Here is a 14,694-nt window from a genome sequence, read left to right on the forward strand (position 1 = left end):
GACGTTCTTCGACACAAACTTGCGCCTGTCAACGCCGGCGCGTTTCAGTCCTGCGGCCGGTACACAGCGATAATCACGCCGGTGGTCGTGGTGACCGCCTCGACAAGTTTCAGTTCGGTGCGCGGCAGCCCGGGGGCGAACAGGCGGTCGCCTGTGCCGAGCACCAGCGGGTGGATGAGGAGCGTGTATTCGCCCACCAGCCCCGAGGCGATGAGTGACTGCACCAGGTTGCCACTTCCCATGCACAACAGGTCCGGGCCCGGCCGCTCCAGCAACTGTGCCACGGCCTCGACGGCGTCACCGGGCAGCAGCTTCGAGTTCGCCCAGGCCAGCGGTTCGTGCAGCGTGCGCGAGGCGACGTGCTTGGTGATCGAGTTCAGCAGCTCGGTGAACGGGTTGCCCAGCTGTGTGGGCCAGAAGCCCGCGAAATCCTGCCAGGTGCGCCGACCCATCACGAGCTCGTGCGCCTCGCCCATGCCGCTGCCCAGGTACTCGCCTAGCACCGGGTCCGCATAAGGCTGAGCCCAGCCACCGTGGCGGAACCCGTGGCGGGTGTCCTCGTCACCGCGCCCCGGGCCCTGCATGACCCCGTCGAGGGTCAGGTTGTCCAGAACCGCCAGTTGCCGCATGTCCGGCCGCCTCTCCCGTCGTGCACGTGCCCGGCAGGCGCCGGCACCGCCGTCATGGCTCGAGGGTAGCCCCGGGCCCGGCCGCCGGGCAACGGCCTGGTACCCCGCATGCGGTCCGGCTAGGCCTTCGCTTCCCCGGACGGTTCCGGCGAGGGGGCCTGTTCGTCGGCCTCGACCGGATCGGCGCCGTCTTCCCGGGCCCGGCGCACGCGCTCGTCGGCGGGTACCTCCCCGTGCGGGGTCCTGTCGTAGAACTTCTTGTAGCGTTCGTCCTCATGGTGGTGGTTGCCCACGACACCCTCCCCTGTTGTTGCTGGTGCTTCCACGGTGGCACCGCTTGCGGCCCTTGGCAACAGGCGCCCGGGGCCGGGCCCAACGCCCGCCACCGGCGCCCCGCTACTTCTGTGCGAGAAGGCGTTCGACGCGCGGCTTGACCTCGGTGGCCAGCAGCGTGATCGACTCGAGCAGCTGTTCCTGGGGGATGCCGCCAATGTCCATCTGCAGGAAATGGCGCATGTGCCCCAGGTAGCCGTGCAGGTGCACGATGCGCTCGGCAACCTCGTCGGGAGATCCCACGTAGTAGGCTCCCGGGGCGTCGGCCTGGGCCAGGTAGGCGCGCTTGTCGGGCGCCGGCCAGCCGCGCAGCCGGCCCATTTCCACGTTCAGGTTGTGCCAGCCCGGGTAGAAGCGGTCGAGCGCTTCCTGCTTGGTCGGGGCGATGAAGCCCAGTGCCCCGACGGAGACCTTGAGGGAATCCGGCGTGTGGCCCGAGGCGGCGCCGGCCTTGCGGTAGAGGTCGGCCAGCGGGGCGAAGCGTTGCGGGGCCCCGCCGATGATACCGTAGGACACCGGCAGGCCGAGCTGGCCCGCGCGGGCGGAGGAGCTGGCATTGCCGCCGGTGGCCAGCCAGATCGGCAGGCTGCCCGAGGCCGGGCGCGGGACCACGGCCAGGTTCTCGATGGACGGACGCACGGTGCCCGACCAGGTGACTTCCTCGGCCGGTGCCCGGTTGATGGTCATCAGCAGGTCGAGCTTCTGGGCGTAGAGGTCGTCGTAGTCCTCGAGGCTGTAGCCAAAAAGCGGGAACGTCTCCACCGAGGATCCGCGGCCGGCAGTGATCTCCACGCGCCCGCCGCCGGAGATGGCGTCGGCGGTGGCGAACTGCTGGAAGATGCGTACCGGGTCGTCCGTGCCGATGATGCTTGCCGCGCTGCCCAGCTTGATCTGTGTGGTGGCGGCCGCGGCGGCCGCGATCATGGCGCCAGGCGAGGACGCGGGCATGGTGGCGGTGTGGTGCTCACCGACGCCGAAGTAGTCAAGGCCGACGGCGTCGGCGTGCTTGATGGCGGCGAAGAGGTTCTGCACCGCCTCGGTGGTCGAGCGGAGCGACCCGTCCTCGTTGCGCTGCGAATCGCCAAAGCTGTAGGCGCCGATTTCCATGGTGTGCATTGTTCTTTGGGTCGAGAGGCTGGGGTGGGTATGCGGGAATGCTCAGGCGGAGACGAGGCTGGCGCGCAGTTTCGCGGAGAGCTCCCCGGAGGTGAAGCGGCCGTTGAAGACGTCGGTTCCGGGCTCGTAGGCCCTGCCCGCAGCCAGCTCGCCGGCGTCGACGGCATCGAAGCCGAGCGCGTCGATGAATCCCGCAACCAGCTCCTTGGCTTCGGCGTCGTCTCCGGCCACGGCCAACGCGCGGCGGTCGGCGGTTCCGGGCGCCGAGGCGTCGGGTTCCATCTCGTGGTAGCCGATGTGGTTGAAGGACTTCACCACGCGGGAGCCGGAGAGGTGGGCGGCGACGACCTCGGACGAGGAACGGTTGTCGGCCTCGAAGTCGGCGATGTCCCCGTCGGTGACGGACCAGTAGTTCATCGCGTCGATGACGACCTTGCCGGCCAGTGCCTCGGCGGCGAGCCCCTTGTACTTGTGCAGCGGGATCGCGACGAGGACCAGGTCGGAGTCGGCGGCCTCTGCCGCGTCGACGGCTTCGGCACCTGGGGTGACGATCTCGATGATCAGCGCATTTTCGGCCGCCGGCTTCGAGGTCGCGATCTTCACGCGGTAGCCGGCGGCGAGGGCCAGCCGGGCAATGGCCGTGCCCACGCGGCCCGCACCCAGGACACCAAGTGTCCCGCGGGTTGCCACCTGCTGTTGTGCGCCGATGTCCATCGTTCCTTCTCCCTAAAATATATGTTGTAAGACAGACCATATTCCAAACAGAACATCTGTGCAACACCATGCTTTCGGCTATGATGGAGCCATGGCAAACTCACCGCGCACACAGCTTTCCCTGGACAAGCCACTTCCCGGATTCATCCCCGGCGACCTTGCCTGGCACCTGGGCATGATCCTGCGCGGCCACCAGACACTCTTTGCCCAGGCGGTCGAGGAGATGCCCTGTTCGGTGCGCGGCTACCAGATGCTTTCCACGGTGGTCCACCACGATCCGGCGAACCAGCAGGCGCTCGGCGCCCATCTGGGCATCGACCGCACGGTACTGACCTACCTGATCGACGACCTCGTCGCCGCGGAACTTGTCGAGCGGGTCCCGGCACCCACGGACCGCCGCGCCCGCAAGATCGTCGCGACGGACAAGGGCACCGAATTGCTGGAGCGGCTGGAAAAGCGCGTCGCAGACGCCGAGCAGACGCTGCTCACCGGCCTTGACGCCGACGAAAGTGCACGGCTGGCGGGCCTGCTGGGCAAGCTCTCGATGTCGGTTCACCGAGCCCAGCCAGGTGCCAACCCGTGCGAGGCCATGGACCACCTGGGCTGACGACCACCCCGATTCACTCTTCCCCCGGCCCTGTCCTGTAGGGCCTCTGGTCCCGATTCTCGCTGCCAGGCACGCCAGCCCCCTAGAATCGAGGCATGACTGACGGTGATATCACGTTCCACACCCGCAAGTGGGTCCGCCCCGAAGACCTCAACGCCAACGGCACCCTCTTTGGCGGGTCGCTGTTGCGCTGGATCGACGAGGAGGCGGCGATCTACGCGATCGTCCAGTTGGGCAACGGCTTCGCCGTCACCAAATACATGTCGGAAATCAACTTCGTCTCTTCCGCACAGCAGGGCGACCTGATCGAAATGGGGCTGACGGCAACGGCTTTCGGCCGCACCTCGCTGACCATGCGCGCCGAGGTGCGCAACATGTTCACCCGCCAGTCGATCCTCACCATCGAGAAGATCGTGTTCGTGAACATCGGCAAGGACGGACAGCCAGCTCCCCACGGCTTCACGGAAATCACCTACGACCGGGACCGCATCCCGGGCGAACACCTGAAGATCAAGCACCCCGAGGACTAAGTCCCAGGCGCCGCCGTGGCAACTAACGACCCGGCGTGGAATGCCGCTACGCTTGTCCGACAATTCGCGCATCTGAATCCCGGGGGAAAAACATGAAACGTCCTGCACTCGCCACGGCCCTGCTGCTCTCGGCCACCCTGGCCCTGAGCGGCTGCGGAGCACTCTTCGGCCCCGAACGGGCCCCGCGGGATGAGGACGGTACCATCAACAAGGAAGCCGACGCCGACGCCTTCACCATCCGCAACGGCGACTGCCTCAATGACCCCGGGGAAGGCGACATCGAGAGCGTGCCCGTGGTCCCGTGTTCGACGCCGCACGAGTTCGAAGTATTCCACGAATTCACCCTCAAGGAAGCCACATACCCGAAGACCGACGACGCCATGCTGGAGATCGTCGGCCCAAAGTGTGAAACAGCGTTCCAGGGCTTCGTCGGACGCGACATCGATGACTCGCGGTTGGACTTCACCACGCTAGAGCCCTCCGAGCTCAGCTGGAAAGACGGCGACCGAACCGTGCAGTGCCTGATCGGTGACCCGGAAAAAGGGAAGACCACCGGATCATTGGCCGGGGCCAACCTCTAGGACCGGCGGGGCACCGCCGGATCGCGGCATCCCTCAGGACGCCTTCGCCGGTCTCCGGTAGACCCCGCCGCCCCATTGGACGCCCCTGCGCATGGCCCACAACGCACACGGCCGGATGGTCCCGAGCCGGACCTCGCGGCACTGCGGGACGCGCGTCTCGTCGATCTCCCCCGCCTCGTCAAGCTCCCACATCGCCTCGATGGGATGGAAGACGTTCACCATGACCTCGCAGTCGCAATACCCGCCGAGTTCGGGGAACTTCCTTTCCAGCGCGGTGGCCCGCGGCGCGCGCATGTCACGGTATGTCCGCGACCACTTCAGCCCGTCGCACCCCTGCGCGAGCATTCGAAAAACGTAGCAGGCCAGGCATTCGTGGCGGAAGGGCAGCAGCGTCCGAACGGTCTTCAACGCGTCTTCGAGCTGCTTGTCGGGGTACTGTTCCATCGGTTCCTCCCGGGCTTGGTGTGCCTCAAGGATGGACCGGCATCACCCGGAGCGAACCCGGCCGCGGGGAACCTGTGGACGCAACGGCACCGGATACCGCACCGATGCAACCGGTGCGGGAAAGTGCCGCACAGGACCCGGGCCCGCAGGACGCGCGGGCGTCAGGGTCCCGACTGGAACCGGACGATGCGCTCGATGGCCTCGGAGACCGGGCCAAGTCCCGCGGCAAAGCTCAACCTGACGCGACGTCCCCCGTCGACCTTGTCGAAATCTGAGCCCGGAACGATGGCCACGCCCTCAGCCTCCAGAAGCGCGGCACAGTAGTCGCTGGACGTCGCGAAGGAACCGAGCTTCTCACCCAGGTCGGCGTAGAGGTAGAAGGCACCGTCGGCAGGGGCGCATTCCCCCCACCCCAGGCGCGGCAACGCCTCCAGGAGTGCGCCCCGAGCCCTGGCGAACTCGTCAACCCTGGCCTCGGCCTCCCGGTAGGACTCCTCGCCGAACGCCGCAAGCGCCGCATACTGCGCCGGAGCCGGCGGGCAGAGCGCGAGGTTCCCGGCCAGCGCGTCGACGGTGCCGATCAGGTCGTCGGGCACCAGTGCCCAGCCCAGCCTCCACCCTGTCATGCCCCAGTACTTGGAGAAGCTCGAAACCACGATGGTGTCGGTGTCGATCTCCCACGAGCTGACCGACCTTCGGGAACCGGCCCCGGATTCCGGGTAGTCGATTCCGTGGTAGATCTCGTCGCTGACCAGCCGCACGCCGCGCTCACGGCACCAGGCGGCGAGTTCGGCCAGCTCGGTCCCGGAGACCATGGTGCCTGTCGGGTTGGCAGGGGAGGCCAGCACCAGCCCGTCGAGGGCTCCGTGTTCCTGCCACGCGGCCTCGAGCAGGTCGATGCTCGGCTGGTAGCGGGAATCCGGACCTGCGGCCAATTCCACCACCTCGATGCCGAGGGTGCGAAGGATGTTCGCGTACGCCGGGTAGCCCGGACGCGCCAGCGCGACTTTGTCCCCCGCGTTGAAAGCGGCCAGGAACAACAGCATGAACGCCCCTGAGCTGCCGGTGGTGACGGCGACGTTGGCCGCGGGAACCTCGATGTTGTACCAACGCTTGTAGTGCCCGGAGATCGCTTCGCGCAACTCGCGGATTCCGAGGGGAGGCGTGTAGGTCATCGGGGTGCCGACCAGGTGGATCTCCGCGGCGCGCTTTGACACCGCCGATGGGGCCCCCTCGCCGGGCTCCCCCGCACACAGCGACACCACGTCCCGCCCTGCCGCACGCAGGGCGGCGACCCTGTCGAGAATGCTCATGACTTCGAAGGCCGGAACCTTCGCCCGTGCGGCGACCTTGAGGCTGCGCTGCATGTTTCCTCCAACCGTTGCGTCATTGCTCCCTCCCACCCTGTCACAGGCCGGGCACAAAACGGCCGTGGCCCCGCCCGGATGTCGATCCGGTCAGGGCCACGGCGGCACAAGCCGCATGGATCAGGCGTCGGCGCGCTCGGCGATGTCCTTCTTGATGGCTTCCATGTCCAGGCCCTTGATCTGGCCGATCAGATCCTCGAGCGCCTCGCCCGGAAGCGCACCGGGCTGGGAGAACACGAGGATCCCGTCGCGGAATGCCATCAGCGTCGGGATGGAGGTGATGTTTGCGGCGGCGGCCAGCTGTTGCTCGGCCTCGGTGTCGATCTTGCCGAAGACAATATCCCCGTGCTTCTCGCTCGCGGCTTCGAAAACGGGGGCAAACTGGCGGCACGGTCCGCACCAGGCCGCCCAGAAGTCCACCAGTACCGTGCCCGGTGCCGAGATGATCGATTCAAAGTTTGCTGCATTAAGTTCAACGGAAGCCATGGGTGCTTCATCCCTTCGGGAGGTGCGGAGGCGGACCCCAAACAGGCCCTCGAATAGCCTAACCATACCCACAGGGGTATTATTCCGAGAGAACGTTTCTTCACCGTCAACGAGGAGTCACCACATGTGCAAGAAGGTCACCTGCAACACCTGCGCCAAGCCAACCTGGGAAGGCTGCGGCGAACACATCGAAGCCGCACTCGGCGACGTCGCAGTTGCCGACCGCTGCACCTGCAAGTAAGCGGCTTTTCCCCGGTTGGGGGCCCGGCATATTGCCGGGCCCCCAACTTGTTTCGCAGGCCGGGCGGCTGCCCCCTGTGCAGGTGGAATCACCCGCACTTGAAGCCGTCCAGGAGCCCCAGCGCTCCCCCTTGGGCCTTTGAAACCTTCACGGTTTGCCCCGGGACGGACTCCCAGACGGCTCCACCGGAAAACGTGTGCAGGGCGATGACCCCCACGGTGATTTCGCTTCCGCCACCAAAGAGCAGATTCAGGATGCCGCCCACCAGGCCGCCCAGCAGGCCATTGCCGAAGGCGTAGGAATTCCCCGAAGCATCGGCGATCTTCGTCCACGCGGCATCGCCCGCATTCCGCTTGCCCGCGACGACATAGGTGATGGTTGCGCCGTTGACCGATGCCGGTGCGCTCCAGCGGATCGTCGCCACCGGTCCCCCGAGCGCAGAATCGGACGACGTGCAGTTGACACCCACTGGAGCAGGAGCCACCGCCGCCGCGACGGTTGCCTGGGCGGCCTGCGGGTGCATCCAGGAAGCCTCGGTCTCGGCAGTCGCCCCGGTAACGGCAACACCGGCCACCAGCATCCCGGCGATCCCGATCGCTGCCGCGCGCACCAACCACGAGGTGTTCATGCCGCCGCGTGCCGTCCCGTGCGGCGCGGCCAAAAAGCCCAGGTGACAAGTGCCGCGGCGCCCAGGGTCAACGAACCCATGACGGCAGGGGAACCCAGCCAGACGATGACCGGCGCCAGCCCCGGCAGGTGGCCCAGCGTCTGGCGCACCGTCACGACCTCGTACGGCAGCGGATCCGGCTGCGCGTTGGCGTCGCCTTTCAGGAACAGGCGCCGCTGTTCACCGTCCATGGCCTCGACGGCCGTCACCCGGTGGGTCACGGGCAGGTTCCCCGGCCGGTCCACGGTAACCACGTCACCGATCCCGGCCTCGCTTGCGGGGATTTCACGGACCAGTGCCACGGAACCGGCCGGGATGGTCGGGGACATCGACCCCGTCTTGAACATGATGAGTGAGATGTGGAAAACCAGGGCTGCAACGACGAGCGCCATGCAGAGCAGGCCCCCGAGGGCCGCAGCCCACATGAAAGCGCCCCCTATCACGCCTAAGGTGCGCCGCGGGTCATGGACTTGGGGGATCCCATGACCCGCGGCGCGGGGAGGCCGGACATTGGGGATGTCCGGCCGTCTGCTGCCCGAACCGCTGACGGGTTCGGAAGATCGTTGGATGCTCATGTGCTGGTTCCCTGGACCGTCCAGGTCAGGTTTGCACTCTTGCCCTGGACACTGCTCGGCGCCGTGGACTTCATGCGCGCCTGAAGGCAGTAGCGGACAGTGTTCGCCTTGTTGGGCGACAGGCTTTGGCTTCCCGAAACCACCGGCACGGACGTGATTTCGGCAAAGGCCACGGACGAAAGGGCCGCCGCATCGCACGCCTGCCCGGACGGCAGGGCCTTGGCCCGGAACTCCAGGGAGTCGACCATGTCCTGCGGATCGGAGGCCCCCTTCGTGGCCGCCTGCAGCAGCACCGTGCCACCCAAGGTGGAGGCATCCGTGGTGCGCACGTCGAGGTAGCCGAAGCTCGAGACGCCCGGTGACATGCCCGTGGTGCCCAGCGCGAGCTGGGCCGGGGCTGCGGAGGTGTGGTCGCTCCAGCTGGTTCCGTTGACGCTGCTCTCGAGCTTGAAGACCCCGGCGGTGAACGAGGCCGTCGCACTCTGGGAATCGGTCCAGGCGGCAAGGGTCGTGACCGCGCCGGTGCCCAGCACCAAGCCGCCGGCGAGCACCGCGGCCACCTTCCGCTTGGTCCCCGCCCGCTGCTTGGTCATGGTCCTGCCTAGTTCTTCTGGGTTCCTGCGAACTCCCACACCGCGGTGGAGGTCGCGCCCTTGCTCAACGTCGCTTCGTCGCCGGCCGTGACGACGAAGCACAGGTTCTTCGCGGCCCCGTCTGCGCCGGAGCTGCCCTTGGCCAGGTCGAATGTTGCAACGCCGGTGCCCGGGACCAGTGGCGTGCTGGCAACCACGTCGCCCGTGCTCGCCTCGGCGCAGCCGAAGGCCGCCGTCGAATAGACCCTGTAACTGAGTCCGGACAGGCCGTTCCCGAAGGACGTGCTCATCTCCACCGTGGAGTCGTAGGTGCTCGTGGCATCCAGGTGCACGGCGTAGGGCGCGCTGACGCTTTCGCCGGGGCTGAGGTTCGCCGCACTCAACCCGAAGTCCAGTACGGCAGCGCCGGCCTCGTCGTGGTGGGCGAAGTCCGTGCCGTTGGTGCTGCCTTCCAAGACAAGTGCGCCGGTGCCAAACACCCCGGCGGCAAAGTCGGAACTGTTCCAGGCGGCCAGCGTCACCACTGCACCCACGCCCAGCACCAGCCCGCCGGCCATGACGGCCCTGATCTTGCGGTTCGTCTCTTTCCCAGCCATGCGCTCCCCCTCAGTAGCGATGAAATGATGTGGAACTGCAGACACTGCATCCTTCCCGGGGCCACGGCCCTGGAGCGGATACTCGAAAGCTAGCAGTGTTCGCCTCCAAAAACCGTTCACTTGAACATCATGAAGCGATGTCTGGCCCCTTGATGCGGGCCCACTGGCCGAGGGGTTCCCCCGTACTGGCCATCCGGCCACACGGATTCGCCGGCAGGCTAGGAGGAGGCTCCCTGTCGCATCGCCGCGTCGAGGCGCCGCAGGTAGAAGTGCATGGGGAAGTGCCGGACCTGACGTGGCAGGAGCCGGACGGCAACCCGGACGGCTCCCATGAACAGGTCGAAGCGGCGTTGCCGGCGACGGTTCCACTCGAACCCGAACATGGTGCGGACCTCCGGCGGGAGCAGCCCAACCGACGCCAGCCTGGCCAGCGGCATCACGGCGCGCACCCACACCGGCGCGTTTCGCGCGGCGAGGAGTTCCGCCGCCACCTCGCGAACCCGCTGGTCCACCTCGAGATCGGTGCAGGTGCGCTGCCAGTACTCCGCGAATGCCGCGCGGTCGGCGGGCCAGTACGCGTCGGGCATGCCGAGCTCGGTGCCCAGCCGGGCGTATTCCCGGTACAGCTGTTCGGCGGTGGCGTCGTCAAGGGCGGGAAGGACGGCCTCGTGGATCTGCATGGCCGAGTCATAGAGTGTGGCGGCCACCCAGAGCTGGAGTTTGGGGTCCCTGGCCGAGTAGGCCGGGTGTGATCCGTCAGCTGCGGCCGATCCGCGCACCGGGGCGTGGGCCCTGTGCACGATGCCGCGCACCGCGTCACGCTGTGCCTCGGTTCCGTTGCTCAGCGCGTAGATGTAGGTCAGGGTTCCGTGCAAACGGCCCATCGGGTTGTTGGCGAAATCCGAGTGCCGGGCCACGCCGTGGCCCACCTGGGGCATCGCCAATTGCAGGAGTATCGCCCGGCCACCGCCGAGCAGGTAGACGCTTTCCGGTGCATATCGGCCCATCACCGTGGCTGCCTGAGCCGCGCCCTTCTTACCGAACACCCGTATTTTCTCCCTGCCTCGCCTGCACTGGATGCGGTGAGGGAACTGCCCAGCATCCGCCTTCCCATTCTGCCGGGCCACCCTGAACGATTGCCCCACGCGGAAGCTTCCGGGCTCTCGAACCGCCATTTGCACATCGTTTGTACCCCGCACGATGCGTTTGCCGTATGCTCGGGAGCAAGCCGCCCAGCGCCCGGGACGAACGGGCCGACACAGGAGAAACCGCATGTCGCAGTCGGATCAGAGCACGCAGGACCGCACCGGCGCGCCGGTGCTCATACCTGCCGGGACAACCTTCAGGCCGGAGGACATCACGTTCTTCAAGGACCAGGGCACGCGCACCCTGGAACAAGCCATCGCCGAGGCCGACGTACTGGTCAGCTGCCCGCACTCCGGGGATGCCGTGCCCGAGGAACTTGCGGGGTTCCTCGCCCCCGAGTTCACCCAGCGGCTGCAGTTCGACTACTCCGACCGCACCACCGGTCCCGTGGTGCGCGCCTGGGCGCAGGTTGATCCGCGCATCATCTACGTCGAGAACCCGCACCCACGGCTGCTGCGCGACCCGAACCGGCCGCGGCCGGCGAACCTCGGGGCGCAGCTGCGCGAGGCCTTCAACCGCGTGCGCGAGGCAGGCGCCTGGAACAAGGTCGATCTCACGGGCGTAGACACCATCCGCCCCGTCACTTTCTCCTTCTTCCCGCTGCTGCGGGTGCCAGACTCCGAGGCCGAGCTGGAGACCATGGTCAAGGCCTTCGAATCGGTGGCCGAGCGTGGGCTGGGCGTGTACGAGTCGACGCGGAACTCGATCCGCAACGCCATGATCGCCGCGGCCTCCGAGCGTGTGAAGAACGGAGGCCGGGCACAGGTCACCACCCTCTCCTTCCACGACACCATGAACCACACCACGACGCGTGACGGAGCGGTGAACGTGCTGCGGGCCCCGGCCGACCAGCTGCCCGACGTCGTCGCCCTCTCGAACCGCGGAGATGCCCGGGGTGAGCGGCGCGGCGATGACGTCATCACCATGGACCCGGAGGCGCTGCGTGCGCTGGCGGACTGCCACCGAACCGGATTCGACGTGGCCTTCGACGCCGACGTCGCCCTGAACTCCCCCTACCTCGGCAGCCAGGAAATCATCGCCTCGGGGGAACGCTTCAGGAACCTCACCGACTCGACATTCGCCCTGCCCTCCGGTGAGGGTACCGTGCAGCTCGGTGCGGTGCAAGCCGAGTTCCTGCGCGAATACCTGCTGGGACCTGCGGCAACGGCGGCGCTGCAGCGTCCGGGTACCGGATGGCCGGAGGAGGACACCGAGTGGACTGCGACGCTGGGTCGGCACTGCATGGCCAGCTGGGACGAATTCCGCGCCTGGTTCACCTCGCAGGAGGATTAGCCGGGCGCGCCGGCTCCGTTCCGGTGCTGCCCGTCAATGATGCAGGGACCGCGGATGCTCCGCGTGGGGCCATGGACATGGGAAAGACCTCTCGGATGTCGTGAATGCTCCGGCAAACGCGACATCCCGGAGGTCTTCCCTCTGTCTTTCAGCCATTCGCGGTGTCCTCGCCGGACGCGGCTCTGCCCAGCAGTGAATCCGGGGGCCGAAGAGTGCGACCTGTCGCCAGATCCGTTTCCGCCGGTTGGTGATCCGTACTAGCCCGAGGCCCCGGCAGCGATGAGGGCGAAGGTGAAGATCGTCCAGTCGTTGAGCACATGGGCACCCGTTGAGACAAGGATGTTCTTCGTCCTCATGTAGGCGAGGGTGAGGACGAGCCTGGCGACCCCGATGATCAGGAACGCCTGGGCGAAGTTCCAGCCGTAGGTGGGCAGGTGCGCGGCCCCGAACCACAGTGCCGTGATTAGCCAGGCAAGGATCACCGACGTGTTCCTTGAGAGCTTGGCCTTGGTGAAGAGCAGGTACATGACAGCCAGGAACGGCAGGATGGTAAAGATTTCTTCACCTAGAAGCTGGATGCCTGTTCCCACGTAGAAGGCGGCAGTGTTGGCTACTCCACCTTCGAGGACGCCGCCTGTGGCGGGGTTGCTGTTGGCACCGAAGACAGCAGCAACAAAGATTCCGACAACACCCGTGACGGCGAGGTTCAAAAGCCAAAATACGACCATGTTCAAGTAGTCGACGCCCGTCAGCTTCTTGAACAGCGACTTCCAGTAGCGTCCGGTGAAGCCGATGAATACCGCGAGGGGAATCGCGGTGAACAAGAACCGGGGAATGAGCGACTGAAGGTCGTTTGCAGCCGGAAAGAACATTAAGGTTGCAATGCCAACAGCACAGGCGAGGACAATCACTGCCCATTTCCACCCGGCGACTTCAATGGGTTCGCCGTTGTAGTAAGGGAAGTCTCGGCCATCTGCCCGCTCGACCAATCGACCGAATCGCTGGTTCTTTTGTTGCCTGGTTCCTGACGCCACGGTGTCTCCTCCACGCATATGTCCGAACATCGCGCTCGGCACCCTGCCAGCCAAATTACTAGATCACCTGACGTTATGCCTAGTGGTCGATGGAATATGCGGTCTTGTTCCTGCTGCGGGACAGGTCTTCCATCCAGCACGCCCTGATCCTGCACCAAGCTTCAAGCAGCCCGCCCGGAGCTGGTCCGACGAACTACCGGACACACGCCAACGGGGTGCCACCTGTCGCCCGAAGGGGCATCGGGTAGCACCCCGCATTGCTGTCTTCTGAGGACTGCGGAATCAGCCCAGGGCCAGGCCCAGGATCGCGCCGGGCACGATCGTGGTCACCGTGAGGATCAACGTCGGAACGAAGAACGAGTGGTCGTAGAGCTTGCTGCCCAGCTTCGTGGAACCGGAGGAATCGAAGTTCGCCGCGGCGATCTGCGAGCCGTTGGTCGGCAGCAGGTAGATGCCGGCGAAGGCCGCCGCCCACATACCGGAGAGCAGTCCGGGCGCCATGCCCGCGGCCAGGCCGATCGGCACCACGGTCCGGGTCGCGGTCGACTGGCTGGTGGTGAGCACGCAGACCAGGAACACACCCAGCGCGAAGATCCACGGGGCACTCTGCACCATGGCACCCACCCCGTTCGCGATCATTTCGGTGTGGGCGCCCAGGAACGTGTCGGTCAGCCAGGCCAGGCCAAAGAGCGCGATCGCGGAGACCATGCCGGCCTTGAAGACGGTGGTCCCGGGTACTTCCTTGACGTCGGGGCGGGCCACCAGCCAGATCACCGTGCCGACCAGCAGCATGATCATCTGGATCAGCGGGGTCATCGAAATCGGCTCGCCCGCGGCATCCTGTGGGCGCAGGTCCTTGAACAGGCCGAAGACCACGATGGCCGCAACGCCCGCAAAGAAGACCAGTGCGGCGTTCCGGCCGGCCGCTGTGACAGTCACCTGGACCTGGGTTGCGGCTCCCCCGGCATCGGGTGCCGGGATCTCGCCGGCGGCGATCTTTGCCTGGATCTCCGGGTCGTCGGCGATCTCCTTGCCGAGCTTGTTGACGAAGAACGCCGCTGCGACGATGCCGATCAGGGCCGCCGGGAAGGTGATCTTGATGATGTCGATCAGCTCGAAGTTGTACGGGTTCACGGCCGTCAGCGTGACCATGGCCGCCATCGCAGCGGATACCGGCGAACATGCAAGCGCGACGCCGGTGGCCACCACGGACAGCGAGAGCGGGCGCGAAGGGCGCACGCCGTTGCGGTAGGAAAGGTCCTGGATCACCGGCAGCAGCGGATAGAGGATGTTGGAGGTTCCGGCGCCGGCGGCAAACAGGAATGACACAACCGGTGCGACAAAGGTGATGGCCTTCGGGTTCTTCGAAATCAGGTTGGCGGCGATCGAGACCATCCAGTCGATGCCTCCGGCGACTTGCATCATGGAGCTGGCGACAATCACTGCCAGCACAATGAGCAGTGCGTCAACCGGCGGGGACCCCACCGGCAGTCCCATGACGAAGACGAGCAGGACCACGCCTGCACCGCCCCACAGGCCAAGGCCCACGCCGCTGGATCGCGTACCCATGATGATGGCACCCAGGACGATGAGCAACTCGATGATGAACCGTGCTGTCTCCATAAGACGTTCCCCTCGGATTCTTTTGTCTAACAGCCGAAGAATACCCGAGAAAAAACACGCTGACGAGGAACGTCAGCCAAACGCGGCGGAAACCTGTGGGTCCGCGGGCGCAGCGGCCA

General features: G+C 66.4%; 19 protein-coding genes. 5 read left to right on the forward strand and 14 right to left on the reverse strand.

Annotation, left to right across the window (positions count from 1 at the left end; all coding sequences use genetic code 11):
* Positions 1-44: 44 nt before the first annotated feature.
* The 4 genes from ACSYDW_RS05380 to ACSYDW_RS05395 all read right to left on the reverse strand — a co-directional run bounded on the left by ACSYDW_RS05380 (position 45) and on the right by ACSYDW_RS05395 (position 2,792).
* Positions 45-629, reverse strand: a complete 585-nt coding sequence (locus ACSYDW_RS05380; protein ID WP_438337678.1) for a dihydrofolate reductase family protein — start codon at positions 627-629, stop codon at positions 45-47.
* A gap of 119 nt (positions 630-748) precedes the next feature.
* Positions 749-955: a hypothetical protein gene (locus tag ACSYDW_RS05385; RefSeq protein WP_438337679.1), complete on the reverse strand. Its 207-nt coding sequence runs from the start codon at positions 953-955 to the stop codon at positions 749-751.
* 70 nt (positions 956-1,025) lie between these two features.
* A complete protein-coding gene (locus ACSYDW_RS05390) occupies positions 1,026-2,078 on the reverse strand; it encodes an LLM class flavin-dependent oxidoreductase (RefSeq protein WP_438337680.1) in 1,053 nt (350 codons plus the stop codon).
* Positions 2,079-2,120: 42 nt separating this feature from the next.
* Entirely contained in the window at positions 2,121-2,792 is a 672-nt protein-coding gene (locus ACSYDW_RS05395; RefSeq protein WP_438337681.1) for an NADPH-dependent F420 reductase, read from the reverse strand.
* Between the two features lie 91 nt (positions 2,793-2,883).
* Here ACSYDW_RS05395 and ACSYDW_RS05400 point away from each other — a divergent pair, with 91 nt between their 5' ends.
* The 3 genes from ACSYDW_RS05400 to ACSYDW_RS05410 all read left to right on the forward strand — a co-directional run bounded on the left by ACSYDW_RS05400 (position 2,884) and on the right by ACSYDW_RS05410 (position 4,510).
* Positions 2,884-3,399: a MarR family winged helix-turn-helix transcriptional regulator gene (locus ACSYDW_RS05400; RefSeq protein WP_438337682.1), complete on the forward strand. Its 516-nt coding sequence runs from the start codon at positions 2,884-2,886 to the stop codon at positions 3,397-3,399.
* 95 nt (positions 3,400-3,494) lie between these two features.
* A complete protein-coding gene (locus ACSYDW_RS05405) occupies positions 3,495-3,929 on the forward strand; it encodes an acyl-CoA thioesterase (protein WP_438337683.1) in 435 nt (144 codons plus the stop codon).
* A gap of 92 nt (positions 3,930-4,021) precedes the next feature.
* Positions 4,022-4,510: a septum formation family protein gene (locus tag ACSYDW_RS05410; RefSeq protein ID WP_438337684.1), complete on the forward strand. Its 489-nt coding sequence runs from the start codon at positions 4,022-4,024 to the stop codon at positions 4,508-4,510.
* Positions 4,511-4,543: 33 nt separating this feature from the next.
* Here ACSYDW_RS05410 and ACSYDW_RS05415 read toward each other — a convergent pair whose 3' ends face one another.
* The 3 genes from ACSYDW_RS05415 to trxA all read right to left on the reverse strand — a co-directional run bounded on the left by ACSYDW_RS05415 (position 4,544) and on the right by trxA (position 6,807).
* Positions 4,544-4,954: a DUF2695 domain-containing protein gene (locus tag ACSYDW_RS05415; protein ID WP_438337685.1), complete on the reverse strand. Its 411-nt coding sequence runs from the start codon at positions 4,952-4,954 to the stop codon at positions 4,544-4,546.
* 161 nt (positions 4,955-5,115) lie between these two features.
* Positions 5,116-6,321 carry a pyridoxal phosphate-dependent aminotransferase gene (locus tag ACSYDW_RS05420; RefSeq protein ID WP_438337686.1) on the reverse strand — a complete coding sequence of 402 codons (1,206 nt, stop codon included), beginning with the start codon at positions 6,319-6,321 and terminating at the stop codon, positions 5,116-5,118.
* Between the two features lie 120 nt (positions 6,322-6,441).
* Complete coding sequence (trxA, locus tag ACSYDW_RS05425) at positions 6,442-6,807, reverse strand: thioredoxin (protein WP_438337687.1); 366 nt, start codon at positions 6,805-6,807, stop codon at positions 6,442-6,444.
* Between the two features lie 124 nt (positions 6,808-6,931).
* Here trxA and ACSYDW_RS18960 point away from each other — a divergent pair, with 124 nt between their 5' ends.
* Positions 6,932-7,048 carry a DUF8730 family Cys-rich protein gene (locus ACSYDW_RS18960; RefSeq protein WP_497198333.1) on the forward strand — a complete coding sequence of 39 codons (117 nt, stop codon included), beginning with the start codon at positions 6,932-6,934 and terminating at the stop codon, positions 7,046-7,048.
* 88 nt (positions 7,049-7,136) lie between these two features.
* Here ACSYDW_RS18960 and ACSYDW_RS05430 read toward each other — a convergent pair whose 3' ends face one another.
* From ACSYDW_RS05430 to ACSYDW_RS05450, 5 genes are all read right to left on the reverse strand, one after another.
* On the reverse strand, positions 7,137-7,676 hold the full coding sequence (locus ACSYDW_RS05430; RefSeq protein WP_438337688.1) for a hypothetical protein: 540 nt from the start codon (positions 7,674-7,676) through the stop codon (positions 7,137-7,139).
* Positions 7,673-8,140, reverse strand: coding sequence for a signal peptidase I (locus ACSYDW_RS05435; protein WP_438337689.1), 468 nt, complete (start codon positions 8,138-8,140; stop codon positions 7,673-7,675). Before ACSYDW_RS05435 ends, ACSYDW_RS05430 begins: the two co-directional genes overlap by 4 nt.
* Positions 8,141-8,286: 146 nt before the next feature.
* A complete protein-coding gene (locus tag ACSYDW_RS05440) occupies positions 8,287-8,883 on the reverse strand; it encodes a SipW-dependent-type signal peptide-containing protein (protein WP_438337690.1) in 597 nt (198 codons plus the stop codon).
* A gap of 8 nt (positions 8,884-8,891) precedes the next feature.
* On the reverse strand, positions 8,892-9,479 hold the full coding sequence (locus ACSYDW_RS05445) for a SipW-dependent-type signal peptide-containing protein (protein WP_438337691.1): 588 nt from the start codon (positions 9,477-9,479) through the stop codon (positions 8,892-8,894).
* A gap of 218 nt (positions 9,480-9,697) precedes the next feature.
* Positions 9,698-10,525, reverse strand: a complete 828-nt coding sequence (locus tag ACSYDW_RS05450) for an oxygenase MpaB family protein (protein ID WP_438337692.1) — start codon at positions 10,523-10,525, stop codon at positions 9,698-9,700.
* Between the two features lie 226 nt (positions 10,526-10,751).
* On the opposite strand from ACSYDW_RS05450, the gene ACSYDW_RS05455 reads away from it, so the two are divergent.
* Positions 10,752-11,918, forward strand: coding sequence for an N-formylglutamate amidohydrolase (locus ACSYDW_RS05455; RefSeq protein WP_438337693.1), 1,167 nt, complete (start codon positions 10,752-10,754; stop codon positions 11,916-11,918).
* Between the two features lie 257 nt (positions 11,919-12,175).
* Here ACSYDW_RS05455 and ACSYDW_RS05460 read toward each other — a convergent pair whose 3' ends face one another.
* Together ACSYDW_RS05460 and ACSYDW_RS05465 are read right to left on the reverse strand one after the other, a co-directional pair.
* On the reverse strand, positions 12,176-12,790 hold the full coding sequence (locus tag ACSYDW_RS05460) for a CPBP family intramembrane glutamic endopeptidase (protein WP_438337694.1): 615 nt from the start codon (positions 12,788-12,790) through the stop codon (positions 12,176-12,178).
* Between the two features lie 444 nt (positions 12,791-13,234).
* Positions 13,235-14,575, reverse strand: a complete 1,341-nt coding sequence (locus tag ACSYDW_RS05465; RefSeq protein WP_438337695.1) for an anaerobic C4-dicarboxylate transporter — start codon at positions 14,573-14,575, stop codon at positions 13,235-13,237.
* Positions 14,576-14,694 lie beyond the last annotated feature (119 nt).

This window comes from Paeniglutamicibacter selenitireducens, assembly GCF_051550675.1.
In the GTDB taxonomy this organism is placed as follows: Bacteria; Actinomycetota; Actinomycetes; order Actinomycetales; family Micrococcaceae; genus Paeniglutamicibacter.

Coding starts and splice junctions, on each gene's coding strand:
- ACSYDW_RS05460 (WP_438337694.1), bottom strand. CDS start 12,790: ATGTTCTTTCCGGCTGCAAACGACCTTCAGTCGCTCATTCCCCGGTTC.
- ACSYDW_RS05390 (WP_438337680.1), bottom strand. CDS start 2,078: ATGCACACCATGGAAATCGGCGCCTACAGCTTTGGCGATTCGCAGCGC.
- ACSYDW_RS05400 (WP_438337682.1), top strand. CDS start 2,884: ATGGCAAACTCACCGCGCACACAGCTTTCCCTGGACAAGCCACTTCCC.
- ACSYDW_RS05445 (WP_438337691.1), bottom strand. CDS start 9,479: ATGGCTGGGAAAGAGACGAACCGCAAGATCAGGGCCGTCATGGCCGGC.
- trxA (WP_438337687.1), bottom strand. CDS start 6,807: ATGGCTTCCGTTGAACTTAATGCAGCAAACTTTGAATCGATCATCTCG.
- ACSYDW_RS05430 (WP_438337688.1), bottom strand. CDS start 7,676: ATGAACACCTCGTGGTTGGTGCGCGCGGCAGCGATCGGGATCGCCGGG.
- ACSYDW_RS05465 (WP_438337695.1), bottom strand. CDS start 14,575: ATGGAGACAGCACGGTTCATCATCGAGTTGCTCATCGTCCTGGGTGCC.
- ACSYDW_RS05435 (WP_438337689.1), bottom strand. CDS start 8,140: ATGTGGGCTGCGGCCCTCGGGGGCCTGCTCTGCATGGCGCTCGTCGTT.
- ACSYDW_RS18960 (WP_497198333.1), top strand. CDS start 6,932: ATGTGCAAGAAGGTCACCTGCAACACCTGCGCCAAGCCAACCTGGGAA.
- ACSYDW_RS05380 (WP_438337678.1), bottom strand. CDS start 629: ATGCGGCAACTGGCGGTTCTGGACAACCTGACCCTCGACGGGGTCATG.
- ACSYDW_RS05405 (WP_438337683.1), top strand. CDS start 3,495: ATGACTGACGGTGATATCACGTTCCACACCCGCAAGTGGGTCCGCCCC.
- ACSYDW_RS05395 (WP_438337681.1), bottom strand. CDS start 2,792: ATGGACATCGGCGCACAACAGCAGGTGGCAACCCGCGGGACACTTGGT.
- ACSYDW_RS05420 (WP_438337686.1), bottom strand. CDS start 6,321: ATGCAGCGCAGCCTCAAGGTCGCCGCACGGGCGAAGGTTCCGGCCTTC.
- ACSYDW_RS05410 (WP_438337684.1), top strand. CDS start 4,022: ATGAAACGTCCTGCACTCGCCACGGCCCTGCTGCTCTCGGCCACCCTG.
- ACSYDW_RS05455 (WP_438337693.1), top strand. CDS start 10,752: ATGTCGCAGTCGGATCAGAGCACGCAGGACCGCACCGGCGCGCCGGTG.
- ACSYDW_RS05440 (WP_438337690.1), bottom strand. CDS start 8,883: ATGACCAAGCAGCGGGCGGGGACCAAGCGGAAGGTGGCCGCGGTGCTC.
- ACSYDW_RS05415 (WP_438337685.1), bottom strand. CDS start 4,954: ATGGAACAGTACCCCGACAAGCAGCTCGAAGACGCGTTGAAGACCGTT.